The sequence below is a fragment of the Stenotrophomonas sp. AS012628 genome, from assembly GCF_010608305.1.
GTDB classification, from domain to species: Bacteria; Pseudomonadota; Gammaproteobacteria; order Xanthomonadales; family Xanthomonadaceae; genus Stenotrophomonas; species Stenotrophomonas geniculata.
Genome location: NZ_VMBJ01000001.1, coordinates 76280 through 102123, shown reverse-complemented (window position 1 = coordinate 102123; position 25844 = coordinate 76280). Strand labels below are relative to the sequence as shown.

The 25844-nt window shown below is 65.5% G+C and carries 24 protein-coding genes; 9 read left to right on the top strand and 15 right to left on the bottom strand.

What is annotated here, in order from left to right:
- Nucleotides 1-43 precede the first annotated feature (43 nt).
- Nucleotides 44-3172 (bottom strand): TonB-dependent receptor, encoded by a 3129-nt coding sequence (locus tag G5A07_RS00435; protein ID WP_100445754.1) that lies wholly within the window; start codon nt 3170-3172, stop codon nt 44-46.
- Nucleotides 3173-3595: 423 nt separating this feature from the next.
- On the opposite strand from G5A07_RS00435, the gene G5A07_RS00430 reads away from it, so the two are divergent.
- Nucleotides 3596-4156, top strand: a complete 561-nt coding sequence (locus tag G5A07_RS00430) for a fasciclin domain-containing protein (protein WP_043395883.1) — start codon at nt 3596-3598, stop codon at nt 4154-4156.
- A gap of 96 nt (nt 4157-4252) precedes the next feature.
- On the opposite strand, the gene G5A07_RS00425 is transcribed toward G5A07_RS00430, so the two are convergent.
- Nucleotides 4253-4465: a hypothetical protein gene (locus tag G5A07_RS00425; protein WP_010485683.1), complete on the bottom strand. Its 213-nt coding sequence runs from the start codon at nt 4463-4465 to the stop codon at nt 4253-4255.
- Between the two features lie 106 nt (nt 4466-4571).
- Entirely contained in the window at nt 4572-5753 is a 1182-nt protein-coding gene (locus G5A07_RS00420; protein WP_111098463.1) for a serine hydrolase domain-containing protein, read from the bottom strand.
- 294 nt (nt 5754-6047) lie between these two features.
- Here G5A07_RS00420 and G5A07_RS00415 point away from each other — a divergent pair, with 294 nt between their 5' ends.
- Nucleotides 6048-7295, top strand: coding sequence for an arsenic transporter (locus tag G5A07_RS00415; RefSeq protein ID WP_019337719.1), 1248 nt, complete (start codon nt 6048-6050; stop codon nt 7293-7295).
- Nucleotides 7296-7319: 24 nt separating this feature from the next.
- On the opposite strand, the gene G5A07_RS00410 is transcribed toward G5A07_RS00415, so the two are convergent.
- The 5 genes from G5A07_RS00410 to G5A07_RS00390 form a co-directional block, all read right to left on the bottom strand.
- Nucleotides 7320-8753 (bottom strand): porin, encoded by a 1434-nt coding sequence (locus G5A07_RS00410; protein ID WP_191862320.1) that lies wholly within the window; start codon nt 8751-8753, stop codon nt 7320-7322.
- A gap of 134 nt (nt 8754-8887) precedes the next feature.
- A complete protein-coding gene (locus G5A07_RS00405; protein ID WP_005409726.1) occupies nt 8888-9664 on the bottom strand; it encodes an ABC transporter permease in 777 nt (258 codons plus the stop codon).
- On the bottom strand, nt 9648-10481 hold the full coding sequence (locus G5A07_RS00400; protein ID WP_143993698.1) for an ABC transporter ATP-binding protein: 834 nt from the start codon (nt 10479-10481) through the stop codon (nt 9648-9650). The genes G5A07_RS00405 and G5A07_RS00400 overlap by 17 nt, the downstream gene beginning before the upstream one ends.
- A gap of 14 nt (nt 10482-10495) precedes the next feature.
- Entirely contained in the window at nt 10496-11554 is a 1059-nt protein-coding gene (locus G5A07_RS00395) for an ABC transporter substrate-binding protein (RefSeq protein WP_191862318.1), read from the bottom strand.
- A gap of 76 nt (nt 11555-11630) precedes the next feature.
- Complete coding sequence (locus G5A07_RS00390; RefSeq protein WP_019337723.1) at nt 11631-12752, bottom strand: 4-oxalomesaconate tautomerase; 1122 nt, start codon at nt 12750-12752, stop codon at nt 11631-11633.
- Between the two features lie 109 nt (nt 12753-12861).
- Between G5A07_RS00390 and G5A07_RS00385 the strand changes: the two genes are divergently transcribed.
- Complete coding sequence (locus tag G5A07_RS00385) at nt 12862-13764, top strand: LysR family transcriptional regulator (protein ID WP_010485668.1); 903 nt, start codon at nt 12862-12864, stop codon at nt 13762-13764.
- Nucleotides 13765-13825: 61 nt separating this feature from the next.
- Here G5A07_RS00385 and G5A07_RS00380 read toward each other — a convergent pair whose 3' ends face one another.
- From G5A07_RS00380 to G5A07_RS00370, 3 genes are all read right to left on the bottom strand, one after another.
- Nucleotides 13826-14206 carry a hypothetical protein gene (locus G5A07_RS00380; protein WP_019337724.1) on the bottom strand — a complete coding sequence of 127 codons (381 nt, stop codon included), beginning with the start codon at nt 14204-14206 and terminating at the stop codon, nt 13826-13828.
- A gap of 276 nt (nt 14207-14482) precedes the next feature.
- Entirely contained in the window at nt 14483-15367 is an 885-nt protein-coding gene (locus G5A07_RS00375; protein WP_019337725.1) for a methylenetetrahydrofolate reductase, read from the bottom strand.
- The gene (locus G5A07_RS00370) at nt 15367-16281 is read right to left on the bottom strand and encodes a LysR family transcriptional regulator (protein ID WP_019337726.1); all 915 of its coding nucleotides are present in this window, start codon (nt 16279-16281) and stop codon (nt 15367-15369) included. The genes G5A07_RS00375 and G5A07_RS00370 overlap by 1 nt, the downstream gene beginning before the upstream one ends.
- Nucleotides 16282-16356: 75 nt before the next feature.
- On the opposite strand from G5A07_RS00370, the gene msuE reads away from it, so the two are divergent.
- The 3 genes from msuE to G5A07_RS00355 are packed head-to-tail and all read left to right on the top strand — an operon-like array spanning nt 16357 to nt 19052.
- A complete protein-coding gene (gene msuE / locus G5A07_RS00365) occupies nt 16357-16944 on the top strand; it encodes an FMN reductase (protein WP_043395912.1) in 588 nt (195 codons plus the stop codon).
- Between the two features lie 56 nt (nt 16945-17000).
- A complete protein-coding gene (locus tag G5A07_RS00360; RefSeq protein WP_109814153.1) occupies nt 17001-17978 on the top strand; it encodes a DUF1852 domain-containing protein in 978 nt (325 codons plus the stop codon).
- A 39-nt stretch (nt 17979-18017) separates the two neighbouring features.
- Entirely contained in the window at nt 18018-19052 is a 1035-nt protein-coding gene (locus tag G5A07_RS00355) for a methionine synthase (protein WP_049433748.1), read from the top strand.
- Here the strand turns inward: G5A07_RS00355 and G5A07_RS22350 are convergent.
- The 4 genes from G5A07_RS22350 to G5A07_RS00340 form a co-directional block, all read right to left on the bottom strand.
- Nucleotides 19009-19581, bottom strand: coding sequence for a hypothetical protein (locus G5A07_RS22350; RefSeq protein ID WP_262405764.1), 573 nt, complete (start codon nt 19579-19581; stop codon nt 19009-19011). The genes G5A07_RS00355 and G5A07_RS22350 overlap by 44 nt on opposite strands.
- 78 nt (nt 19582-19659) lie before the next feature.
- Nucleotides 19660-20475 (bottom strand): trypsin-like serine protease, encoded by an 816-nt coding sequence (locus G5A07_RS00350; RefSeq protein WP_191862317.1) that lies wholly within the window; start codon nt 20473-20475, stop codon nt 19660-19662.
- A 134-nt stretch (nt 20476-20609) separates the two neighbouring features.
- Nucleotides 20610-20921, bottom strand: coding sequence for an excalibur calcium-binding domain-containing protein (locus G5A07_RS22555; protein ID WP_316248764.1), 312 nt, complete (start codon nt 20919-20921; stop codon nt 20610-20612).
- Nucleotides 20922-21051: 130 nt separating this feature from the next.
- Nucleotides 21052-22056, bottom strand: coding sequence for a PHB depolymerase family esterase (locus G5A07_RS00340; RefSeq protein ID WP_191862315.1), 1005 nt, complete (start codon nt 22054-22056; stop codon nt 21052-21054).
- 221 nt (nt 22057-22277) lie between these two features.
- Here G5A07_RS00340 and G5A07_RS00335 point away from each other — a divergent pair, with 221 nt between their 5' ends.
- Genes G5A07_RS00335 through G5A07_RS00325 form a run of 3 tightly spaced genes read left to right on the top strand, consistent with a single transcriptional unit; the run spans nt 22278 to nt 25836 of the window.
- The gene (locus tag G5A07_RS00335; RefSeq protein WP_191862426.1) at nt 22278-24452 is read left to right on the top strand and encodes a TonB-dependent receptor; all 2175 of its coding nucleotides are present in this window, start codon (nt 22278-22280) and stop codon (nt 24450-24452) included.
- A 32-nt stretch (nt 24453-24484) separates the two neighbouring features.
- Nucleotides 24485-25363 carry an alpha/beta hydrolase gene (locus tag G5A07_RS00330; protein ID WP_010485642.1) on the top strand — a complete coding sequence of 293 codons (879 nt, stop codon included), beginning with the start codon at nt 24485-24487 and terminating at the stop codon, nt 25361-25363.
- Nucleotides 25360-25836: a MaoC family dehydratase gene (locus G5A07_RS00325; RefSeq protein WP_049448092.1), complete on the top strand. Its 477-nt coding sequence runs from the start codon at nt 25360-25362 to the stop codon at nt 25834-25836. Before G5A07_RS00330 ends, G5A07_RS00325 begins: the two co-directional genes overlap by 4 nt.
- Nucleotides 25837-25844: the final 8 nt, after the last annotated feature.

Below are 25844 nucleotides of genomic sequence, written 5' to 3'. Positions count from 1 at the left end.
CTGGCGGGCAGCGGTGCCGTGCCGGACGCGTCGGCAACCAGGCTCAGAACTTGTAGCGGACGCCCAGCATGTAGCGCGGGCTCTGGTCTGCCAGCTTGACGATCATCTGCGACGTGCGCGAGCGCCACCGCACATCCTCACCGGTCAGGTTGATCGCCTCCAGGCTGAAGGACCAGTGGTCATCGAGCGCGTAGTTGACGCTGAGATCCCACTGCTCGTACGGCTCCACATAGTACGGATTGCGGCTGGAGCCCTGGTTGGCCAGGATCAGGTACTGATCGCGCCAGTTCCATGCCAGTCGCACCGACCACCCGTACTTCTCGTACATCAGCATGGCGTTGGCGGTGTCGCTCAGGCCGGTGAGCGAGAACTGGTCGATACCCGGATCGCCGCCGTTGTTGTAGCCGACATCACCTTTCACCACCGTGTAGTTGGCCAGTACGCCGAACCCGGTGTCACCGAAGAAGTACTGCCCGCCCAGCTCCCAGCCGTGCAGCTTGGACTTGTTCTGGTTGATCGGGCGATTGACGTTGAACTGGTATAGCGGATCGTTGGCCTGCCCATACAGATCGTAGGCCGCTTCGGTGGCCAGGACCTGCGCATCGGTTCCGTTGTAGGCGCCCAGGCCGGCAGGATTGTTGCGCAGCAACGCCAGTGCGGTGAACAGCGAGGTGTCGTTGGCCGAGCAGGCGGCTGCGTTGGCCGGCCCGACCTGGGCGACGCAGGCGCCGCTGGTCAGGAAGTCCAACGCCGCCCGCGCATCCGGCCCGGAGGTCGGGTCGGTGAGGCCGTACAGGCTTTCCTGGACGACGGTGTTGCCGATGAAGTTGCTGACCGACTTGTTCCAGTAGGTCAATGACACATAGCTGGCATCGGCGAAGTACCACTCCAACCCCAGGTCGAGGTTGTCCGATTCCAGCGGCTTCAGGCTCGGGTTCTGGGAATTGCCGCTGGCGCGCGACGAGGGATCGATCAGCACCGAGCCGAACGGTTGCTGGGCCCCGGGTCCTGCATAGAGATTGCCGTACGGCGCGCGGGCGATGCTTTTGCCGAACGACACACGGCCCTTCAGTTCCTCGGTGAGGTCGATGCTGAAATCAAGGTTGGGCAGGATGTAGCTGTACCGCGCCTTTTCCGTGAAGGGCTGCTGCTCATCGGACAGCACGATGCGGAAATCGTTGTTGGCCTGCCACTCGATGGACTCGGGAACGGCAATGACCGAGGTCGACACCACGTCGGTGGTTTCATAGCGCACGCCCAGGCGCGTGTTGGTGCGCATGCCCCCCAGTTCCCCGTCCAGCTCTACCTGGAAGTACGCCGCCTTGGTCTTCTCTTCCACGAAATTGTCGGCCGCGCGTTGCGGGTTCACACCCAGGCCAACGCCGTACTCGCGCGACGCCCATTGCGCGAGCTGCCCGGCATTGCCGCGCCAGGCCGGCCAGCTGTTTGCACTGTAGTCGTCGAACAAGCCGACGATGCTGACCGGTTGAAGCAGGTCCATCAGGCCCGCGGCGGTATCCCGGTCCACGTTGGCCACGCCCCAGTCGCCCAGGGTGGAGTAGGCCTCGGCGGCCTGGATGCGGTGGGTGGTGGACTTGTTGGTGTCCACGCCGAACTGGAAGCGGCCGTGGTCGAAGTTCCATTCGCCATCGACGCGCGCCTGCTTGATCTCGCTGATCTGGGTCTGCGCGTTGACGCGCAGCACCTGCGTGCCAACCTCGCCTTCCTGGAAGCCCGGATTGACCACGCCATTGGTCCCGGCGACCGCATCGGCGGTGCTGGGATACCAGACCTGGGTGCCAACCGGCAGGCCATTGTTGAAGTTCAGCTCCTGCACCCAGGAGCCACCGCAATGCGGGCCACGGGTGCAGTTGTTGGTGCCGGCGATGCTCATGAAGATCGAACCACCGCCGGTCAGCGGATCATTCGGGCGGCTCTCGTTCTTCGAGTTGTGCGCATCGAAGCTGAGCTTGAAGCGGTCGCTGACATTCCAGACGGCGTTGAAGCCCAGCGAACCCAGCTTGTACTCCTGCATGCTGCGCTGCTGTTCCAGGCCGAAATCCTTGGTGCCGGCGATTTCGCGGATGTATACCGGCGTCGCGACGGCGCCACTGGTGTCGAACTCGACGTTGGTGTAGTTGCTGTTCTGCAACCACATGCCCTGCTCGCCGCGATTCTCGGTGATCTCGTTGGTCGAGTAGGTGTAATCCACGGTCAGGGTCAGGCTGTCCGTCGGCGCGAACTGCAGCACGGCCTGGCCGTTGACGCGTTCGCGCTCGAATTCGGAGAACGCGTAGCGCAGGTCATTGGGCCGCGCGTAAAGCTGGCCGACGGCCGGAGCATTGACCACGGTCGGGTTGCCCGGCATCGACCCTGTCCACGGCTGCACGTTCCAGTAGTTCTCCGTGGCCTGCACCGAGCCACCCTTGCGCTTCTGCTGGCTCGCGCTGAGGCTGACGCCAAAGGTCTTTTCCGGATTGCTGTAACTGAAGATGCCCGACAGCTCCGGTGTCAGGTCATTGTCGAACGGCTGGCTCTGGTCGGACACCAGCTTCGCCCCGGCGCTGGCCACGATGCCGGCGTGATCGAGCGGACGCGAGGTCAGGATGTTGATCGTCGCACCGATGCCACCGCTGGGCACCTGTGCCTGGCTGGTCTTGTAGACCTCGATGCCATTGATGGCCTCGGCGGCCAGTTGCGCGAAATTGAAGGCGCGGGTGCCGCCGTCGACACCGCCGATGGCCACCTGTCCGGAGGCACCGAACGCGTCCGCGCCCGGCATCTGCCGACCGTTGAGCGTGACCATGTTGAACTGCGGACCGAAGCCACGCGCGGTCACCTGCGCGCCCTCGCCGTCACGGCGCTCGATGGAGATGCCGGTGATGCGCTGCAACGACTCGGCAAGATTGGTATCGGGGAACTTGCCGATGTCCTCGGCGCTGATCGCATCGACCACGCCCGCCGAGTCGCGCTTGATGTCCATGGCCTGGCTCAGGCTGTTGCGTATGCCCGTGACCTGCACTGCATCAAGCTGGGTGGGTTGCGACTGGCTCTGCGGCTGCGGCCCGGTCGCCGGTGCGGCGTCCTGCGCAAAGGCGGGATTGATGACCAGGGCACCACCCACGAAGGTGAACATGGCCCGGGACCGGAACTTCGCCAACGCGCGGCTCATGAACCGGACCTCGGGCCCGGGGTGCCACGGAAACTGCAGGTGCTCATGAAAGTCCCCTCTGACATACGATCGAATGGATGTACCGCCCCCTCCCAGGGGCACGCACGGGCGTGGCCCGCATTCCAAACCGAACAGCACGGGTGCTCGGGCACGCCGCGACTTACACTTGCTTTTCAAGCCTGCCAGGACAAACACGCGGCAAAGAAGGCAGCCTCCCGGACCCTGGATCCCCGTCCGACTGGTAGCGCTACCATCTCGTTGCAGCGGAGAGTAATCACCGAGGTTCGCCGTTGTCACCATGCAGCGCAGCAAAACCGGCAGCGCGCGAAACAGCTGCTGACTCGGCCGTTGCTGCATCCGGTCACGCTCGCCCGCCGTAGGAAAGATGCCCGCGCTTGCGGGTCATCCAGAAAGGAACGCACCGTGAACGCTCTTCAGCGCATCGCCGCCGCAGTCGGCTTCGCCGTACTCGTTTCGTCCGGCTCCTCAGTTTTCGCCGCCAACACCGTCATCGTGGGCGGGGCAGAAATGTACCCCACCAGGACCATCGTCGAGAACGCCGTCAATTCCAAGGATCACACCACGCTCGTTGCAGCGGTCAAAGCAGCCGGCCTGGTCGACACCCTCAACGGCACCGGGCCCTTCACTGTTTTCGCGCCCACCAATGCGGCCTTCGAAAAACTGCCTGCAGGCACTGTCGATACGCTGGTGAAGCCGGAAAACAAGGCACGGTTGACCCGGATCCTGACCTACCACGTCGTCCCGGGCAGCTACAGTTCGGCCCAGCTTCTGGCCGATGCCCGCAAGCACGGCGGCAAGGCCACCCTGAAGACCGTACAGGGTGAGCCTCTCACCGTGGCGCTCCACGATGGCAAGCTCTGGGTGATCGATGCAGAGGGTGGCAAGGCAGGCATCAGCGTTGCAGATGTCAGCCAGTCCAACGGCGTCATCCACGTGGTCGACACCGTGCTGATGCCCAAGTAGGCGTCCTCATGCAACGGGCATCCGGCGCGATGCCCGTTGCCCGGGCCGGTCATTCCGCCGTCAGCATGCGGATGCCCGGCCGGCATGGCGCAGTGGCTACCACACCGGTCCCAGCAGCTTCGTCACTTCGGCCTCCAGTTTCTGCGCGGCCTCGTCCTGGGAGGCGACCTTGATGCACAACCCCGACTGTGCCGGTCCCGGCACCAGCTGGTAGCGGTTGATGGTGCCGCCACCTTCACCGTCCAGCGCTACCCGCGCCACTACCGTTCGGCCATTGGCGTGGAAGGTCCAGTCCTGATAATCAAACATGCTTCAGTAGGTGTGCGGCCAAGATGTCATCCCACTTTAGGCGGCACGACAGTGAAGAACGCTCCAGGAAGATGTTCAGCGCGCGTGGACATGATGACGACAGGGCCTATTGCAGTGTCCGCGCCAACTGCAGGACATCGGCGAAGAAGGAGGGATAGTCGTCCTGTGGAGCGCTGTGGCTCTCGCGCCGGTGGATCAGGCGCACTGCGACGACACGCTGTTCCGGGATGATCATCATGTATTGGCCCAGGTAGCCGTTGGCGGCGAAGCCGACGACCGGCCCCCGTGTGATGTCGTAGAGATCGGCAAGCTTCAGCCCTCGCCCGGAGATCTGGCTGCCGTAACGCTGCGACCAGTCCGCGCCCAACTGATCGGCAAGGAAGGCCACCAGCGCGCTGCGGCTTTCGAATGCACGCCCTGCACTGGCCTGCAGTGCGCGCTGCACGTCGTCGTCCACCCTCCTTTGCACCAGCAGATCCTGTAGCCGGGGCTTGAGCTGGTAGCGTTCCCAGGCCGGTACCCGCCACCACAGCAGCCCGACATCTGGCGCACGGGCGCTTTCGGTCGTCATCAACGCGACCGACTGCTCACTCAGGAGACGTTTGCCATCCGGCGCCACGCCTCCTTCCAGCAACAGTTGCCCGATGGCGGCAAGATCGGCCGCGCGCAGGGACAGCCCGGCCATGCCCAGCGGGGTGCCTGCCTCATCCTTCATCCAGGTGTAGTGGGCAATGCCCAGGGGCTTGAAAAGACGCGCGTCCACATAGGCATCCAGCGGCTCGCCTGCCAGGCGCTCGACAATACCGGGCAGCAGGTTGGTGGCCTTGTTGTTGTAGGAGAACACGGTACCCGGGGCATCGCTCAGCTCGGCGGCCAGTGCCAGCCTGACCAGGTCCGGGGCCCCTTCCAGCTCTTCGCCCGCGTTCGCCACGTTCTGCAGGCCCGAGGTATGGTCCAGCAGCATGCGCACGGTAATGGCGCGCTTCCTGCCCTGCTTCCATTCGGGATAGATCTGGCTGACCGGCGTATCGATCGAAGCCAGCTTTCCTTCGTCCAGCAGCAACGCAATGGCGAGCGCGACGACCGACTTGGTGGCCGACATCAGGTGAACCGATTCCTGCCCCGCGGCGGGCTTCAGCTCAAGCAGCGTTTCCCGGTCGTGCATCACCAGGACCGCATCGGAATGCGCGGCGCGCGCGTTGCGCTCGATCGCGGCAAGGGCTTCGGCACGCGTCGCCGCTTGGGTGGGCCCGGCGATGCCGAACACCAGGGCCAGGGCGCAGGACAACCAGCAGGATCTTGGCATCGCAATCTCGTCCAATGAGCGTGTGTGCAGTTTGACTACATGTGTAGTCAAACTGCAGTGCCTGAAGTCATGCCGCGCTTGAGTGCTGAAGGTGGGCTGGGCGCCGCCCCGGCCCACCTGCAGCGCGGTCGACTGCAGCGGTCGCCATGCCGCGCCGCACGGTATGATGCGGCGACCCGGAACCTGCGATGATTGCAGCGGCCGCCCATCCGCTGATCGCGCGCGCCAGGACCCCCTGCGCCGGGGTCGCTGCCGGTGCCGCTGAAGCCCCACTCCATGCTCGCCCCCCAAGCCCCCCTCGTGATCTGGGCAGCGGTCGCCGTTGCCACCATCGGCCTGCTGTTCCGTCCTTTCCGCATCCCCGAATATGTGTGGGCGTTGTGCGCTGCCGCCCTCTTGCCGTTGCTGGGCGCGGTGTCGCTGCACACCGCATGGGGCGCGGTGGCCGAAGGCCGCGACGTCTACCTCTTCCTGGTCGGCATGATGATGCTGGCCGAACTGGCGCGGCGCGAAGGCCTGTTCGATTGGGTGGCGTTGTACGCGGTCCGGCATGCGGGCGGATCCGGGCGACGCCTGTTCGACCTGGTATTCCTGGTCGGCACGCTGGTGACGGTGTTCCTGTCCAACGATGCAACGGCCGTGGTGCTGACCCCGGCGGTCTACGCCGCCTGCAAGGCGGCGCGCGCCAATCCCCTGCCCTACCTGTTCGTCTGTGCCTTCATCGCCAATGCGGCCAGCTTCGTGCTGCCCATTTCCAATCCGGCCAACCTGGTGGTGTACGGCCAGCACATGCCGCCGCTGCTGCAGTGGCTGGCGCAGTTCGCGCTGCCGTCGGCGGCGGCGATCGGTGCCACCTACCTGGTCCTGCGCTGGGTGCACCGGCGCGAGATCGCCCAGCCGCTGGTGGCCGCGCCGGCGCATCGCCCGTTGACCGACGGCGGCCGGCTGAGCGCACTGGGCGTGCTGTTCACCGGCACCGTGTTGCTGGTCACGTCCGCCTTGAACGGGCCATTGGGCCTGACCACGTTCTGCGCGGGCACGCTGACTGTGGCGGTGGTGGCGATCCGCCAGCGGCGCAGCCCGCTGCCACTGCTGCGCCACGTGTCCTGGGGCGTGCTGCCGCTGGTGGCGGGACTGTTCGTGCTGGTGGAAGCGGTGGCGCAGACCGGTGTCATCCAGAGCGCGGCCGACGCCCTGCAGGCCCTGGCGCAGGCATCTCCCCGCCAGGCCAGCTGGCTGGCCGGTGGCGCGGCTGCGCTGCTGAGCAACGTGGCCAACAATCTGCCGGTCGGCCTGGCCGCCGGTTCGCTGGGGCAGATGGCCGACCTGCCGGCGCAGACCCGTGCCGCATTGCTGGTCGGTGTGGATCTGGGACCCAACCTGTCGGTCACCGGTTCGCTGGCGACGATGCTGTGGCTGGTGGCGCTGCGCCGCGAGGGCGAGCATGTCAGCGCGCTCGACTTCCTGCGCGTCGGCGCGCTGGTGATGCCGCCGGCGTTGATCGGAGCGTTGCTGCTGCTCTGATCGGCGCGCGAGCGGCATGCGCTTCTAGAATGCCACCTGCAGGCGGGTATTGAAGGTGGTGCCTTCATCCCTGCCCTGGCCGGTGCCGCTGCGCTTGCGGGTCTGCCAACGGATCGCCTCGAACATCACGCGGCTGAAGTCGTTGAGATACCAGTTCGCACCCAGCGTCCACGCGTGGCCGGTACCGCCACTGGGCAGCTCGGCATAGTCCACATCCTCGTAGCGCCCCTTCAGTTCCCATGCCCCGGCGCCGCCGCGGGTGACAGGATCGGCCACCTTGACCCGGCCCCAGGTGCCGGCCTTGCCCGAATAGGCCGGCCTTGCACCGGCCAGGAACCAGCCAGCCGAAATCGCCCAGGCCTGGTGGTCCAGATCGTAGCGCCCGCTGGCGTCGGCCCCGCGCAGGTTGCGCGTACCCCATTCGCCGGTCGCCCAGGCCGGCCCGAAGAAGCCTGCCAGTTCCGCGCCATGGGCCGTGCTGCGCTCGGCGCCCAGCAGTGTGCCCGGCGCGATCTTGACCAGGTCGTTGAAGTGCCCGGCGATGGCCGAACTGCGGACGACGCCGCTGGCCCCTGCGGCGATCTCCTCGTGGAAGGCCCAGGCCCCCAGGTGCACCGTGACCGCTTCGTTGGCCACCGGGTTCCAATGCACGCGCGTGGCCCAGGTCTGGCTGTCGTTGTCGGTGCCGGTGTTGTTGAGATCGTTGCCGGCCACCGACAGGCTGGCATGCCAGTCCTTGCCGTACACGCGCTCGGTCAGGCCGACACCGAACAGGCCGCGCTGCGGCAGCATCAGCGTGCCGACCACGTTGCGGTCCTGGAACGGCGTGTTGGACGTGCTGCTGGAGCCGTCGATACCCCGGTCGTTGAGGCGGTTGCCCACGGTCAGGTCGGCCGGCAGCCCGAACAGGCGGTGGTCCACGGTGGCGTAGACCGACTTCCACGCCACCGCGTTGTCGGCGAAGTCACCTTCCACCGCCCAGCCGAGGATGCCGTAGCGGCCTTCGGCGCCCAACCGCACCGAGCGGATCTCGGTACCGGAGATGTTGCGGTCACTCACTGAGGATCCATCGGTGCTGGATGCGTCGACGAACAGGCGTCCGCGCGGACGGAACACCACGCTGCCATCGGCACTGCTGAATTCCGGTGCGCCCTTGGACCAGGTGACCTTGGGCGCCTTGGCCTGGCTGGATTCCAGTGCGGCAATGCGGGTGTCCAGCGCGGGAGCCTGCGTTGCGACCGCCGCGCCGGAAGTGCCGCGCCCGCCTTCCACGGCACGCAGGCGCGCCTCCAACTGCTGGATCTGCAGCGCCTGCTGCTGCACCAGGCGTGATAGTTCGGCCTGGCTCAGTGGTGCGGGAGGGGACGAAACAGCCTGGGCGCCAACATGGCCACTGGCCAACAGCAGGCCAAGCGCGACCGGCAGCACTGCCAGCGGCAGCACGGTGGAATGATTCATGGGCTCTCTCTCCGGCCAGCCGGCCCCCTGGCCCGGCGCTGGCCTGTTGCGGTGGTGCGGGGGAAGATCGGGGGAGGAAGTGCGCGCCGCCGGATCGGTCCGGCGGCGCGGCGGGCCGGCTCAGCGCGGCCGGTTCAGCTGGTGGCCTGTGCCTGGGCGTTGGGACGCCAGGTGATCAGCTTGTTCTCGACCACGTCCAGCAGGGCGTCGATGACCAGCACGAAGGCGGCCAGGATGATGATGCCGGCGAACACGCCCACGGCATTGAAGTTGCCCTCGGCCTGCGCGATCAAGTAACCCAGGCCCGCCGAGGCCCCGAGGTACTCACCGATGATCGCGCCGACCACCGCGAAGCCCACCGAGGTGCGCAGCGAGGACAGGATCCAGCTGGCTGCTGCAGGGAAGTAGACATGGCGCAGCAGGTCGCTACGGCTTGCGCCCAGGATGCGGGCATTGGCCAGCACCACCGGATTCACCTCGCGCACGCCCTGCATGGCATTGAAGAACGTGGTGAAGAACACCAGGGTGACCGCCAGCGCCACCTTCGACCACAGGCCCAGCCCCAGCCACAACACGAAAATCGGCGCCAGCACTACGCGCGGAATTGCGTTGAAGCCTTTGATGAAGGGGTCGAGGATACGCGCCGAGCGTCGGCTCAGGCCCAGCCACACGCCGCCAGCCACACCCAGGCCGGTGCCGATGATGTAGCCCAGCGCGGTTTCGGTCAGGGTGATGTAGACGTGCTGGTAGAACGAGGTATCGGACAGCCAGGTCCAGGCCTGCTGCACGATCGCTGTTGGCGAAGGGAAGAAGAACGGATCGATCACGCCCAGCGCGATACCGCCTTCCCAGCCGCCGAAAACGGCGACTACCAGGGCCAGCTGGATGAATTTGTCAGTCTTGGCGTGCATAGCTCTTCTCCACTTCGCCGCGCAGGCAGGCCCAGATGTCGCGGTACAGGTCGGTGAAACGGTCATCCAGCTTGATCTCGGCCACATTGCGCGGACGCTCCAGATCCACGTCGAAGCTGCGCACCACGCGGCTGGCTGGGCCGGAGGACAGCACCACCACGCGATCCCCCAGGGCGATCGCTTCTTCCAGATCGTGGGTGATCAGGATCACCGAGCGCCGGTCCTCCTGCCACAGGCGCAGCAGCTCGTTCTGCATCAGGTGCCGGGTGTGGATGTCCAGCGCCGAGAACGGTTCATCCATCAGGATCACCTTCGGCTCGACGATCAGCGCCTGCGCCATCTGCACGCGCTTGCGCTGGCCACCGGACAGCTGATGGGGGTAGCGATGCTCGAAACCGGCCAGGCCGACCTTGGCCAGCCACGCGTTGGCCTTGGCCTTGCGTTCGGCTTCGGGCACGCCGCGGAAGCGCAGGCCGAGTTCAACATTCTGGTAAGCCGTCTTCCACGGCAGCAGCGCATCCTGCTGGAACAGGTAGCCGACCGACTCCTGCACACCGCTGACGGTGCGGCCGTCGATGCTGACCTGCCCGGAAGACGGCTTCAGCAGACCCGCCACGGAATTGAGGATGGTGCTCTTGCCGCAGCCGGTCGGGCCGACGATGGCAAGGAACTCGCCGTCACCCACCTGGATGTCGACATCACGCACGGCGGTGAATTCGCCGAAGGACATGGTCACCTTGTTGAGGGCGACCATGGTCTGTGCAGGCTCCAGCTGCGGCGCGCCGTTGAGCTGGCGCACGGTGGCATTGAGGGCCATGGGGTTACCTCCGCTTACGGTTGGGCCGCCGGCGCCGCAGCGTTGGCACGCTCGACGAAGGCATTGGTGTAGGTCCTGGACAGATCGATGTTGGCCTTGGCCACATCCGTGTTGAACTCGCGCAGCACCTTCAGTGGGGTTTCCAGGTCGGCCGGCGTGAAGTGACCGTCCCGGGTAAAGATCGCGCGGGCGTTCTCCACCGCGCGGGCATAGGTGGCGCGGTCGCCGGAGACGTAGCTGTCCGGCAGGGCCGCGACGATCTCCTCGGCGCTGTTGTCGGCGATGAACTTCAGCGCCATCTGCTCGGCCCGGGCAATCTTCGCGGCCGCCTCCGGTCGCTTGTCCAGGAAGCTCTGGTTGGCGTACATCACCGAGGTCGGGTACAGGCCGCCATAGACCTGGCGGGCGCCGTCATCGCTGCGCGCGTCGAGGAGGATCTTCCCGACCTTGCGCTCGGTGATCAGGGTGGCGGCCGGGTCGTAGTTGACCAGCAGGTCGATCTTGCCCTGCTCCAGCGCGGCGACCGCTGCGGCGCCCGAGCCGACGCCGATCAGCGAGATGCTGTCGGCCGGAATATCATGCTGGGCGAGGAAGTGACGGACGAAGAAGTCCGACGATGAGCCCGGCGCGGTGATCCCGACCTTCTGGCCCTTGATGGTTTCTGGTCGCGCCGGATCGAAGCTGGCATCCTCGCGGCCGGCCATCACCAGCCCCGAATTGCGCGAGAGAAGTACGAAGGCCACCACGTCCTTGCCCTTGGCCTGCATCTGGATGGTGTGGTCGTAGAAGCCGACGGCCACGTCGGTGGAATTGGCCACCAGCGCCTGCAGTACCTTGGAGCCGCCCTGGGCGAAGTTCTCGGTCTTCACTTCGAGACCGACATCCTTGAAATAGCCCTTTGCGTCGGCGATGAAGAACGGCAGGTTGTTGAGGTTGTAGGAGCCGACGCTGATGCGTACCGGTGCATTGTCACCACCGCCGGCGGATGCGCCTTCGGTGCGCCCGCTGTTGCTGCATCCGGCCGCGGCCAGACCAGCCGCGCACAGCGCGGCCATCAAGAACTGCTTGTACATCATCCCTCCCAGGAGTGAAGCATCTACGTTGTGGTGGCGGGGCAGGCACGCCTGTGCCGACCCAGCCGGTTTCAGATCATGCCGCTGACGTCCATTGGCGGTCTTGGGTGCTACTGGCCGTGGCATGCGCGGGCGACGTTGCATATACCCGACCGTCGAACAGCCGGCGTGCGGTGCGGACCACGCTGGCAATCACCGGCGAATCGCCCGAGCTGCGACTGAGACCCACCTCCAGGGCCCCGCTCGGATGTTCGAGGGTAATGCTGCCGGGAACGGACAGGCATCCGACCAAAGTGTGGGCCAGCGTGCCCGGCGTGACGGCGGCGGTGGCCAGGCCGACCGCGCCGGTAATGGCCAGTGCGGTGTGGCATTGGTGCGGCATGAAATAGCGCACCTGCAGATCGCCCCCCTGTTGCGGCGCCGACAGCAGCACCGGCTTGGGAATGACCTTGTTGCCGGCGTCGGCGATGCCCATGCGGGCACCTGCCTCGATGCGCAGCGCTTCCAGCCGGCGCATGAACGCCGCGTCCGCGTTCAGTTCGGCGGGCGAAGCATCACCACGTACGCCCAGGTCTTGGGCACGCACCAACATCATCGGCATAGCGCAGTCCACCAGGCTGACCGGGACGCCATCGATGCATTCCTGCGCGTGCCCGCTGGGCAGCAGCTTGCCGGTGCGGGCGCCCGCGGCATCAAGGAAGGAAAGCCTGACCGGCGCAGCCGAGCCCGGCGCGCCGGCAATGCGCGTATCGCCGCGGTAGACCACGTTACCGCCCGGCGTTTCCACGGTCGCGATGATCAGCTTGCCGGTGTTGACGTTGTGGATGCGCACCTCGGTCTGCGGATCCTGAGCCTGCACCAGCCCCCGCTCGATGGCATACGGGCCCACCGCCGCCAGCATGTTGCCGCAGTTGGGCGAGGTATCCACCACCTGCTGCTCTACCCGTACCTGGGCGAACAGGTAGTCGACATCGGCGTCCGGACGGCTGGAGCGGTCGATGATCGCCACCTTGCTGGTCAGCGCGTTGCCTCCGCCGATGCCATCGATCTGCAGCGGATGCCCCGATCCCATCACTTCCAGCAGCAGGCGATCGCGTTCGGCGGTGTCCGCCGGCAGGTCGCTGGCCAGGAAGAACGGGCCCTTGGAGGTGCCGCCGCGCATGAGCACGCAGGGAATGCTGAGCAGATCGTTGGACATACGTGTGCTAGATTGATGCGTATAGGGGATGAATGACCCCTCTGTGATTCGATACTGGCATGACCCCAATTGATCTGTGAATTGCTGATTTTTTGATGATTGATACCTGATGAGCATCAATTGCGAAATCCTCGATCTGCGTGCGTTCCTGCTGGTGTCGGAGACACGCAGCTTTCATCGGGCCGCGGAAATCCTTCACGTCTCCCAGCCAGCACTCAGCCGGCGGATCCAGAAGCTGGAACAGGCGGTGGGGTCGCCGCTGCTGGAGCGCACCACGCGCAGCGTCAGTACCACCGCTGTCGGCGAGAACCTGCTGCCGCTGGTGCGCCGCATGCTGGAGGAATTCGATGGATCACTGTTCTCGCTGCGCGGCCGCGAAGACACCCGCGGCGCGACAGTGACCATCGCCTGCCTGCCGACGGCGGCGTTCTACTTCCTGCCCAGCGTGATGGCGCGTTTCCACGAAGCGCACCCGAACGTGCGCTTCCGCATTCTGGATATCCCGGCCACGGAGGGACTGCAGGCAGTGGAACGTGGCGAAGTGGAGTTCGGCATCAACTTCATGGGCGCCAACGATCCGAATCTCGATTTCGACGTACTGGCAGAGGACCCGTTCGTGCTGGCGTGCCGTCGCGATCATCCGCTGGCGCGCAAGCGCAAGGTGGAATGGGCCGACCTGGCCGAGCACCAGTTGATCACCGTGCATCGCACCAGCGGCAACCGCACGCTGCTGGATGGTGCGCTGGCGCGCGAGAACCTCAAGTTGAGCTGGCACTACGAAGTGACCCACCTGTCGACGTCACTGGGCATGGTCGAGGCGGGCATCGGGGTGTCGGTGCTGCCGAAGATGGCTACGCCAGATGGGGATCACCCCACCCTGGTGACGCGCGCGATCGGCAACCCGGTGGTGTCACGCACGATCGGCATCGTCCGCCGCCGCGGCGCCCTGCTCTCGCCCACGGCGGAGCGATTCCTGCAGATGCTGATGAGCCAGTGGCGTGGGGAGGCGTGAGCAGCCCCGCAGTTCACGCACCCATCCGTTCCGGCACACTGGGCGCTGACAGGGTCGCCCTTCATGACGAGGCCGCGAAGATCGACGCAATACCTGCAAGCGATCCCACGGCCACCCATGAGAGCGTGGCGAATGCAGTCAGCAGTACCTTCCGGTGGACGGCCTGCGCTTCGTTCTGGGCCTCCGACCGTCGCGCATAGGGCCTGGAGAAACCCAGCAGTTCGCCGGTGACAGTCAACACCCCCATCAGGATCAGTGCGGTCACGCAGAAGCCGAACATGGAGCCTATGAAGGCCAAATGGCGGGTGTCGCCGATAGCCGGCTGAGTCCCGGCCAGGGCTTCCACAAGTTGCCCCGTCCACCGTGCGGGCAGCCAAGCCAGGGCTGCGACAATGCCGAAGTGACTGGCCACGTTGATCCAGAACCAGGATGTGGTCTTCATGACGTCAGCGTTTCCGGTGTTGGCCAGTGGCGGGCATCGTGACGCCTGCGCCAGCCCCGCGCAACGCTGCATGGGGAAGCCAGCCAGCGGCCGGCACTACCAGGTCAATCAGCCTGCGGTTTCCAGCCCCTTGCCTGCCGCATCCATCCGCAACGAGGCCAGGTACCGGCAGTACTTGCCGACGAACATGAGCGGTCCCTTGGTGAGCGGTGGCGAGGGGCCCTCGCCTTGGCGCTCACTATTCGCTTCCGCCCCAATGGCGACCAGTGACAGCTGTCAGTCTTCGTGGATTACGCCGCGCGCACCGCGACCACGCTGCCGGTACTGCTCGATCCACTCCAGCGAGGGCGCAACACCGCCGAACGGGAACAGGTGCGGACTGACCTGGCCATGCGCGCTGGTCAACCCCTTCACCAGGCGATCGACGAAAACCTCCGGCCCCGCCGTTCCGAGCAGGCGGCCGATCGAGATGCCATACCGGGCGAGCATCGATGCACTGGCGCCTACGCCGCACATCGCCGCATAACGCAGCAAGCGGGTGATGCTGGCCGGACCCGGCACACCGACCAGCACCGGAACGGTGATGCCACGCGTGCGCAGTGCATCCAGCCAGGTCAGCACGGTATCGGCATCGAACGCGAACTGGGTGACGATCAAGGGGGCCATGCCGCGTGCTTCTATGCGCTGGCATTTGTGTTGAAGCGCCTGCCAGCGTTCGTCACTGCTCATTACCGGGTGGCCTTCCGGATGCCCGCCGATGGCGGCGACCTTGATACCGTGTCGCTCCAGAAGGCCGGTCTCGATGATCGACGCGCTGTCTGCAAATGGTCCGATGGGCGTGGCCAGGTCACCCGCGATCAGCAGGCAACGCGCGACCCCGGCTTCGCCGGCGGTACGTTCCAGGAAGCGTTCAAGCGCTGCGTGTGACCCGATACGCCGCGCGGAGAGATGCGGCATCGGCTCGAAGCCGAGCTCGCGCACCGCGCATGCGGCGGCCAGGCGTGCGTCGTCGTCCTCGCTGGCCAGCCAGGGAATGGAGATGATTGTGCCGCGCGGTATGCGGGCCGCCTCGGCGCGCAGCGCAGGCATGGCTTTCGCGCTGACTTCCAGTGAAAAGGCGTTGATGAAGGCTTCCGCGTGCGCTGAGGTACCGACCGGCATCAGCGCGCCTCGCGTGCATTGCCGGCAAGCGGCGAGCTGTTGCGGGCCAGTTCGATGAAGGCCTGCAGGTAGTCGATACCGGTATCGGCCTCGCGCGCGCCCAGGTAGATCTGCTTGGGGATGCCCTTGGCGCCCAGCCGTACGGGCACCACGTCCATGCGCGTGGCGTACTCCTCCACCAGCCAGCGCGGCATGGCAGCCACGCCGCGGCCGCTGGCCACCATCTGCATCATGATGTCGGTGGTTTCAATGGCCTTGTGGCGCCGCGGCGTGATGCCGGCCGGCAGCAGGAACTGGTTGTAGATGTCCAGGCGCTCGAACGGCACCGGGTAGCTGATCAGCACTTCCTGGCCGAGCTGGCGCGGCTTTACGTAGTCCACCTTGGCCAGGGCGTGGTTGCTGGCCACCACCAGCACCTGCTCGTAGTCGAACACGGGAATGAACTTCAGGCCTGGCTTCAGCAATGGGTCGGGGGTGACCAGCAGGTCGATCTCATAGCCGAACAGCGCGCCGATGCCGCCGAACTGGAACTTCTGCTTGACGTCCACATCCACGTCCGGCCATGCCGCCAGGTACGGCGAGACGATCTTCAACAGCCACTGGTAGCAGGGATGGCACTCCATGCCGATGCGCAGCGCGCCGCGCTCGCCCTGTGCGAACTGGCCCAGCCGCTCCTCGGCCAGGTCCAGCTGCGGCAGCACGCGGTTGGCGACTGCCAGCAGGTATTGCCCGGCCTGGGTCAGCCGCAGGCTGCGGCCTTCGCGCAGCCACACATCGGTGCCGAGCTGCTGCTCCAGCTTTTTCATGCTGTGGCTCAGGGCTGACTGGGTCAGGTTGAGCACGCCGGCCGCGGCGGTGAGCGAGCCCTGCTGCTCAACCTGCTGCACGATGCTGAGGTGGATCCGTTCCAGCATGACGATGAATCTCGCTCATGGATTGGTGAAGTAATACCATTTTACGTCATGGAAGGCACTGACTAGGATCGGGTCATGCTTTCACCTGCCCACCCCCTTCGAATCGTCGCCGTCTCCGGCGGATTGCAACGCCCTTCCAGGGCCGCCACGCTGGCCGAGCATCTGCTGGACCTGATCGGCGAGGACATCCATTGCGAGCAACACCTGATCGAACTGGGCGAGCTGGCGCCGCAGCTGGCCGGCGCACTGTGGCGCTCACAGTTGCCCGACGCTGTGGAGCGGCAGCTGGTTGCTGTTGAACAGGCCGACGTACTGGTGGTGGCAACGCCGGTCTACCGCGGTTCGTACACGGGGCTGTTCAAGCACTTCTTCGACTTCATCCACCAGGACGCACTGGTCGACACCCCCATCCTTCTGGCCGCCACCGGTGGCAGCGAGCGCCACTCGCTGGTGATCGACCATCAGCTGCGCCCGCTCTTCAGCTTCTTCCAGGCGCGCACCCTGCCATTGGGTGTCTACGCCACCGATCGCGATTTCGCCGACGGCCGCGTGCACAGCGACGCCCTGATCGAGCGGGCGCGACTGGCGGTACGGCGGGCCATGCCGCTGCTGGCGCTGCCCCGCCATCGTGCCACCGCCCTTGAGGCCGCCGCAGCGCTTTGAATGCCGGATGCCCTCGCCCGCATCCGGATGCCACCCCGCAACACGGAACGCCGCCCATGACGACCGACACCTTCACCTTCAGCATCACGCGCATCCCCTTCAACGAGGACTACCAGCCCGCCGATGGCACGCGCATCACCACCAATTTCGCCAATCTGGCGCGCGGCGCATCCCGGCAGGAGAACCTGCGCAACACGATCAGCATGATCAACAACCGCTTCAACGATCTGGCGCACTGGGACAACCCGAGCGCGGATCGCTATGCGGTCGAGCTGGACATCATATCGGTGGAGATGCACATCGACGGCAGCGATGGCCGTGATCCGTTCCCGTTGATCGAGGTCCTGCGCCCAACCATTGTCGACACGCAGACCGGTGCGCGTACCGAGGGTATCGTCGGCAACAACTTCTCGTCCTACGTGCGCGACTACGATTTCAGCGTGGTGCTGCCGGCCAGCAACGAGGGCAAGGCCACCTTCGGCATTCCGGAAGGCTTTGGCGACCTGCATGGCAAGCTGTTCAAGCACTTCCTGGAGTCTGACGCCTACCGTGCCAACTTCAGCAAGGGGCCGGTGATCTGCATCAGCGTATCCAGCAGCAAGACCTACCACCGCACCGAGAACCACCATCCGATCCTGGGCGTGGAATACCGCCAGGGCGAGTTCTCTCCCACTGACCAGTATTTCGACAAGATGGGCCTGCAGGTGCGCTACTTCATGCCACCGGGCAGCGTGGCGCCGCTTGCCTTCTACTTCCAGGGCGACCTGCTGGGGGATTACTCGAATCTGGAACTGATCGGCACCATCAGCACGATGGAAGCGTTCCAGAAGATCTACCGCCCGGAGATCTACAACGCCAACTCTGTGGCCGGCAAGGTCTACCAGCCCAGCCTGAAGCACCAGGACTATTCGTCCACCCGCATCGTCTACGACCGCGAAGAGCGCAGCCAGCTGGCGGTCAAGCAGGGCAAGTTCACCGAAGAACACTTCATCAAGCCGTATCGCGCCGTGCTTGAGCAGTGGGCTGCCCGCTGATCCATCGATTTTCCATTCGCCCCCAGGAAACAAGACGCAATGTCGACGAAGAAACTGCTCCCTACCTCCACCGCCGGCAGCCTGCCCAAGCCGTCCTGGCTGGCAGAACCCGAAAAGCTCTGGTCGCCCTGGAAGCTGCAGGACGAAGGCCTGACTGAAGGCAAGCAGGATGCCCTGCGCCTGTCCCTGCAGGAACAGCAGCATGCCGGCATCGATATCGTCAGCGACGGCGAGCAGACCCGGCAGCACTTCGTCACCACCTTCATCGAACACCTCAGCGGCGTTGATTTCGAGAAGCGCGAGACCGTGCGCATCCGCAACCGCTACGATGCCAGCGTGCCGACCGTGGTCGGCGCAGTGAGCCGTCCGAAGCCGGTGTTCGTGGAGGATGCGAAGTTCCTGCGCCGGCAGACCACGCAGCCGATCAAGTGGGCACTGCCTGGCCCGATGACGATGATCGACACGCTGTACGACGCGCACTACAAGAGCCGTGAGAAGCTGGCCTGGGAATTCGCGAAGATCCTCAACGAGGAAGCAAAGGAGCTGGAAGCCGCTGGCGTGGACATCATCCAGTTCGACGAGCCGGCCTTCAACGTGTTCTTCGACGAAGTGAACGACTGGGGCGTAGCCGCGTTGGAGCGTGCGATCGAAGGACTGAAGTGCGAGACCGCCGTGCACATCTGCTACGGCTACGGCATCAAGGCCAACACCGACTGGAAGCAGACGCTGGGGTCGGAATGGCGGCAGTATGAAGAGTCGTTCCCCAAGCTGCAGACCTCCAACCTCGACATCATCTCGCTGGAATGCCACAACTCGCACGTACCGATCGACCTGATCGAGCTGGTGCGTGGCAAGAAAGTGATGGTCGGCGCCATCGACGTGGCGTCCAGCACGGTGGAGACCGCCGATGAAGTAGCCAACACCCTGCGCAAGGCCCTGCAGTTCGTGGATGCCGACAAGCTTTACCCGAGCACCAACTGCGGCATGGCGCCGCTGGCCCGTGAAGTGGCACGGGGCAAGCTGCGTGCGCTCAGCGAAGGGGCCCGGATCGTGCGTGAGGAGCTCTCGGCGTAGTCCTGGCTGGGGATGTGTTCCCGTTTCGGCGCGGGGAGGATGGAACCTGGCCGGGTACAGACCAGGTTCCACCTCGTCCCTGCACCTCGGGCCTGGCGGCCATCATGCGCGGCCTTGGTGCCAGCGCTTCCTTGATCCGCCCCATCTCCCCTGCCCCGGCTTCAGCCAGGCGCCGGGCCTGCTGCCGCTGCTCCCGCGTCAGCACCTGCGAGGGCACGGCGCCCGCGCCGGGCGCAACAGCCACCAACCGCGCCACCGCATCGCGCAGAGGCAACTGCGGGCAGAGCCGTGCAGCACACCAGCGCTCGGCGTAGCGCTTGGCCTGACGGGTGCTGGTGGCGGACACGACCTTGGCCTGTGACATCTTGCGTGCGTCCAGGTACAGGCGGAACCCGAGCGCGGCATGCGGCACGATACGGGCCACCGAACGGCCGTTCAACCACAGATCCCAGCGCTCGCCGCTCTGCACCCACCCGGATGGCCGGGAGGCGGTCATGCACGCAGGGAATTTGAACGAAGAAGAGGCCATGGCGGGAAGGATACGAACACCCGTCGCATGACTTGAGACCGGGCGAACACCTGCGCGGAAGGCTGCCCGGATGCACTATTAACGTGACGCATTACGCTCGATGATGCTTTCGATCCAGTTGAGGTAGCGGGACACGCGGACGTTGTAAACCACCTGGCCATAGAAGCCCGCCTCTAGCGCATGCTCGGGAACGGCGGTGATCCAGGAGCCGAGGCCCACCAGCTGCCAGGTCCCTTCCTTACTGATCAGCAGCGGGCCGCCGCTGTCGCCGTTGCCGAGCACGCCCTCAAGGGGAAGGCCCTGCGGAGGTGGATCGAACCGGTACCAGAGATAGCGCGTGTTGCCGCCGGTGATCGCGTTGCAGGCTCGCCGCAGCGTCGTACGATGCGGCCCGCCGGGCGCCAGCCCCACGGCACCGTTGCCGGTGGCGCCTTTCCCTATCAGGGAGGCGACCTGCGTGACCTCGTCGGCGCCACGGTAGAGTGCGACCGGCGGCACACCGCTCACCGGGGCGGCAAGTCTGATCAGTGCAATGTCGTCCGACGCTGCCAGAAACGCATGGATTTTCGATGCGCTCCCGGTTGCCATCGCTTCCTTGCCCAGCGCCTCGGGCATCCTCCGGTAGCCGGGGTTCAGGAAGACACGCTCGACGCCGTAGCCCTTCCCATCGATGGTAATCGTGGCATCCATCCCCTCCATCGGCGCGGCATGCGCGGCAGTCAGCACCCACTGCGGTGCGATCAGGACGCCGTGCCCCTCGCCCGGCATGTCTGCCAGTGCCGGGAACACCGATGCGTCGATCCGGTACCTGGCATCGTCAACATCATCGCGGATGACCACGGCACCGGCGGCGAACGGGAGCGTGGCCAATGCCAGGAAAATCCAGCGGTTCATGATTGCTTTCATCCTTGCAGTTCAATCACAACAGCCTAGGGGATATCCCTGCAATACGGGGAGATCGTGCGACCACTCCCGGCGATGGCCGACGAACCCGGGGAAACGGGAGTTGAAGCCAGGTGGGCCATGCCCTACCTGCGGCCTCGATAGGGTTCGCAGCCCACGCCGTCATTGTCACGATCGAGGTGCGGGCCATACCCCGGATCATCACGCCGTACCGGCGCAACCCCGGCGGCGCGGGCCTCCGCGCAGTTGGCAAATGCCCGGGAACCGCGCGCGGGGGCAGGGGCGAAACTGCTGCGCGGAGTGTCGACGTATCGAGGGGCGGCTGGAGCGCCTCGATGGCAGTGATACTCACCCGTTTTCCGGTTGGTGTGGCAACCCTGCTTGTCGAGCCCGCCCGGATGCGCGAGCGCATTGTCGGACAGTGCCAGTGCGAGCATGCCGGATGCAGCCAATACGATGGAATCTCGGCGCCGGGTATCCATGCCTTCCCCCTGTCAGGCAATCCTGCCAAAGGGAAGGCTAGCATGGTGTCTCGACCGCCAGGCTTGACGCTGCAGCGGCGACCACTCAGCGCTGGTAGTCCTTCAGGAACAGCCAGGTGATCAGCGTGGCATCCGGCCCCTTCGGGTCGGTGAATGGCAGGCCCGACTGGCTGCCGCTCCAGGCATGCCCCATGCCCTGCACCACATAGTGCTGGACCAGCGTCCTGCCGCCGTACGCGTAGGTGTCGACGGTATACGCGCGGCCGCCCGGCACCTGGCCGTGATAGGTGCTGGTCGGCACGTACTTCACCGAATCGTTGTCCATGCCGTCGTCGGCCAGGTCATTGGTCTGCAGGAACTGGCGCACGGCCTGCTGCCCGTTCACCGGGTTGACGGTGAGGTCGGCGCTGCCATGGAACACCAGCACCGGCAGCGGTCGCGGCGACGGCGAACCCGAACACTGCCATGCCAGGCGACCGTTGCTGTCCGGCGAGTAGATGCTGCCGGCCAACAGTGCGTAGGCGCTGCCGGAAATCGTGGTCGCGCCCTTGAACATGCCACCGGAATGGATGGCACCTGCGGCGAACACGTCCGAATAGCAGCCCAGCATGATCGAGGTCATCGCGCCGCCCGCCGAAATGCCGGTGACGTACACGCGATGCGGATCAACACTGTAAGCCGCCTTCACCTTTTCCACGATGCCGGCCAGGAGCGAGGGCTCGCCACTGTCGCGTGCCTGGTTGATCGGCAGCTGCCAGTTCCAGCAGCGGGCCGGATTGGAGGTGACGTTCTGCCGCGGGTAGACCACGATGAAGCCTTCGGTGTCGGCCACATCGTTGAAGCCCGAGGCCTCGCCCATCAGGTTCGGCCCGGTCACGCAGCCGTGCAGCACCAGCAGCAGAGGCAGCGGTTGTGTGTCGTCGTAGCCGGCGGGCACCCACACCTGGTATTCGCGGGCGCCGAACAGATTGCCGTACAGGCCAATGTCCCAATGCCCGGCCGGGCCTGCGGCACCGGCGCTGCCCGCCATTGCCAGCCAACTGCACAGCACCAGCAGTACAACCTTGATCGAATCGATTCCGGATTTCATGGCCAGATCCTCATGCGTGAGTCGTGGATGAAGGGGTACCGGGATGCGCTTCCGGCTGGGGGCGCGCCCAGTATCCGCATCCGGCGGCCGCTGCCGACTGGACCTAGGTCCACTCGCCGCTGCCCGATGACACCGCTAGCCTTCGCTGCAGGGGTGGCAATGGGCCATCTGCAAGCACCTGTCTGGGGGAGGACCGAATGAAACGGAATTGTTTGAGTCTCATGATCGGCGCGCTGCTGGCTTCCGGGCCGGTACTGGCACAGGAAGCGCCCCAGGCCACGCCGACGGCGGGCAGGACTGCATCACCCACCAACCTGGACAGCATCAAGGTCACCGCACGCAAGCGCGAGGAAACCCTGCAGGAGGTGCCGGTTGCCGTCACTGCGTTTACCTCCGAGGCGCTGGACAAGATGAATGTCCAGGACATCAGCGACCTGGATGCGCAGGTGCCCAACCTCACCATCTACGCTGCCCGCGGCGCCAGCAGCACGGTCACCGCCTACATCCGTGGCATCGGCCAGTCCGATCCCACCTGGGGCGCCGATCCGGGCGTGGGCATCTACCTGGACGACGTCTATATCGCGCGCCCGCAGGGTGCGCTGCTGGATGTGTTCGATGTCTCGCGCATCGAGGTGCTGCGCGGCCCGCAGGGCACGCTGTATGGCAAGAACACCATCGGCGGCGCGATCAAGTACATCTCGCGCGGCCTGCCCACCCAGGCCGAGGGCTTCGCCCAGATCACCGTGGGCAACTACAGCCAGCTGGATGCGAAGGCGGCCATCGGCGGCCCGATCGGCGGTGCCGACAGCGGCCTGCGCGCCCGTGTAGCGGTGGCCAGCATGAACCACGACGGGTTTGGCGAGAACACCTTCAACGGCCAGCCGGTCAGCGACAAGCAGATCAACGCGGCACGCCTGAACCTGGGCGCGTATGCGGGCGATGACTTCGACGTGCAGTTCGCACTGGACTGGATCGACGATCAGTCCGGCATGCGCGGCTCGAAGATGCTGGCGCCCAATCCGTTCCTGCGCGCCTACCCGCCGATGGACAGCCGCTATGACATCCGCTCGGGCATGCGCAACCTCAACAACGTGGAGAGCAAGGGCGCCTCGGCCACGGTGAACTGGCGGCCGAACGAAGACATCGCACTGAAGTACGTGATCGCCAAGCGTGAATCGGACAGCGAGGCCAACATCGACTTCGATACCGCGCCGGTCAAGCTCGCCGACGTGGGTGGCACCTACCACGACGACCAGGTCAGCAACGAAGTGCAGTTGAACTACGATGCCGGCGGCCGGGTGCGCGGCGTGGTCGGCCTGTACCAGTTCAGCGGCGAAGCTGGCGGGCAGATCCAGAACAACTACTTCAGTGCGCAGTTCGCCGACAACCAGGGCAAGGTGCTGACCGACAGCATCGCGCTGTACGCGGACTGGACCTTCGACCTGACCAGCAGACTGAAGCTCGATGTCGGCGCCCGCTACACCGACGAGGACAAGCGCGCGATCGTGCTGAACCGCCTCTACGCCGACCCGGGCTTCAGTCGGCCGGCGGCGGTGACCGCCGATTTCGACAAGAAGACCAACTTCAAGAACGTCTCGCCCAAGGTCTCGCTGGACTACCAGATCACCCCGGACATCATGGTCTATGGCCTGGCGACGCGTGGCTTCAAGTCCGGTGGCTACAACATCCGCGCCAACGCGGTGGCGGTACCGCGCTCGGCGGAGCCGTTCGATGACGAGACCGTGGACAGCTACGAAGTCGGCAGCAAGATGGCCTTCCTCGACCAGCGCCTGTTCCTGAACCTGTCGGCGTTCTACAACAAGTACAAGGACATTCAGCTGTCGGTGTTCACCGGCCTGGATACCAACGGCGATGGCATCGACGATTCCTTCTTCGGCGACTTCACCAACGCCGGCGCCGGTACCGTCAAAGGCCTGGAAGTCGAGTATCAGTACCTGCCCAGCCAGCACTGGCTGATTTCCGGCAACCTGGCATGGCTGGATACCAAGTACGACGAGTACATGGACCGCGGCATCAACGTGGCCAGGCAGATGAAGTTCACCAATGCCCCGGAATTCTCTGGTGCGTTCAACGTGGAATACCGCACCGACCTGGCCAACGGCAGCAACCTGTCGGCACGGGTGAGCTACAGTTACCAGAGCGAAGTGTGGCCGACCACCGACCTCAGCCCGGTGATCCGACAGCAGGGTTACGGGCTGGTCAATGCCGGCGTCATCTGGCGCTTGGATGACGCGTGGACCTTCTCGCTGCAGGGCACCAACCTGGCCGACAAGGAATACCGCACCACCGGCTACAACATCCCGGCGGTCGGCACGCTGATTGGCTTCTATGGCCCACCACGCGAATATAGCCTCAGCGTCCGTTACGATTTCTAGCGCATCCGTTACGATCTTCAGGAAGCTTCTGCATGACGCAGTCTTACGACGACCTGTACTGGAACAGCAATGATGGATTGCGCCTGCATGCGCGCGACCATGCACCCGATGCGGGGCAGGCAGCGCGTGGCACGGTGGTCTGCATTCCAGGACTGACCCGCAATGGTGCCGACTTCGATGCGCTTGCCAATGTACTCACCGCCGAGGGCTGGCGCGTGATCGCGGTCGACCTGCGTGGTCGTGCAGGCTCGGAACGCGCATATGACCCGTCCAGCTACAACCCGCGTGCCTATGCGGATGACATGGTTGCGTTGCTGCGCTCGCAGAACGTCGACAAGGCGGTGTTCATCGGCACCTCGCTGGGCGTGCTGGTGACCATCACCCTCGCCTCGCGCGCGCCCGGGCGGATTTCCGGGGCGGTGCTCAACGATGCCGGCCCCAAGGTGCCACGCGAGGCGCTGGCACGGATCGGCAAGTACGCCGGCAAGCCGGTCCCTCCGATGGACCTGGTGCAGGCCACGGCCTACGTGGAATCCATCGGCAAGGCTGCGTTCCCGCGCTTCAGCACCGACGACTGGCGGCAGATGGCGGTGCGCACCTTCCGCCCGCGCAGCGATGGCCTGCTGGAACTGGACTACGACCCGGCAGTGATCCGTACTACCCGGCCATGGTTGCTGTGGCTGTTGCGTCCGCTGCTGTGGCGTGCGGTCCGCGGGCTGACCGCACGGGTGCCGGTGCTGGTGGTACGCGGTGCGCTGTCCGACATTCTGCCGGCCGATGTCGCGCGGCAGATGGCGGCCACCTCGGAAAGTGCCCGCCTGGTGGAGGTGCCCGATGTGGGGCACGCGCCGATGCTGTCCGAGCCAGAGGCGCGTGACGCGATCCTGACCTTGCTGGAGCGTGTGGCGTGAGTGCGGACAGCGACCTGCCTCCCGCCCTGCAGGCGTTGCAGCAGTGGGCCGCCAGTGAGCGGCTGAGTGGCGTGACCCGCGTGGACCAGGCGCGCATCGATGCTTTTGCCGACGCCACCGGTGACCACAACTGGATCCATGTCGATCCAGCGCGGGCGCAGGCGCAGATGCCGGGTGGGCATACCATCGCACATGGCTTCCTGTTGCTCTCGCTGACGGTGGAGGACGATGTGGCCGCCCTCGTCGGCTTCCCCGGCATCGCCCATGCGCTCAACTACGGCTTGAACAAGGTCCGCTTCCTGGCGCCGGTGCCGAGCGGGTCCGAGGTGCGGGTACGCTCGCAGCTGGTGTCACTGGATGCGCGCCAGCCCGGCCAGTGGCTGCTGACCCAGCGCAAGGCCGTCGAGCGGGTCGCCGATGGCGAGCTGGCACTGGTCGCTGAGCAGCTGTCACTGATCGTGATCGCCGCCTAGCACCACCC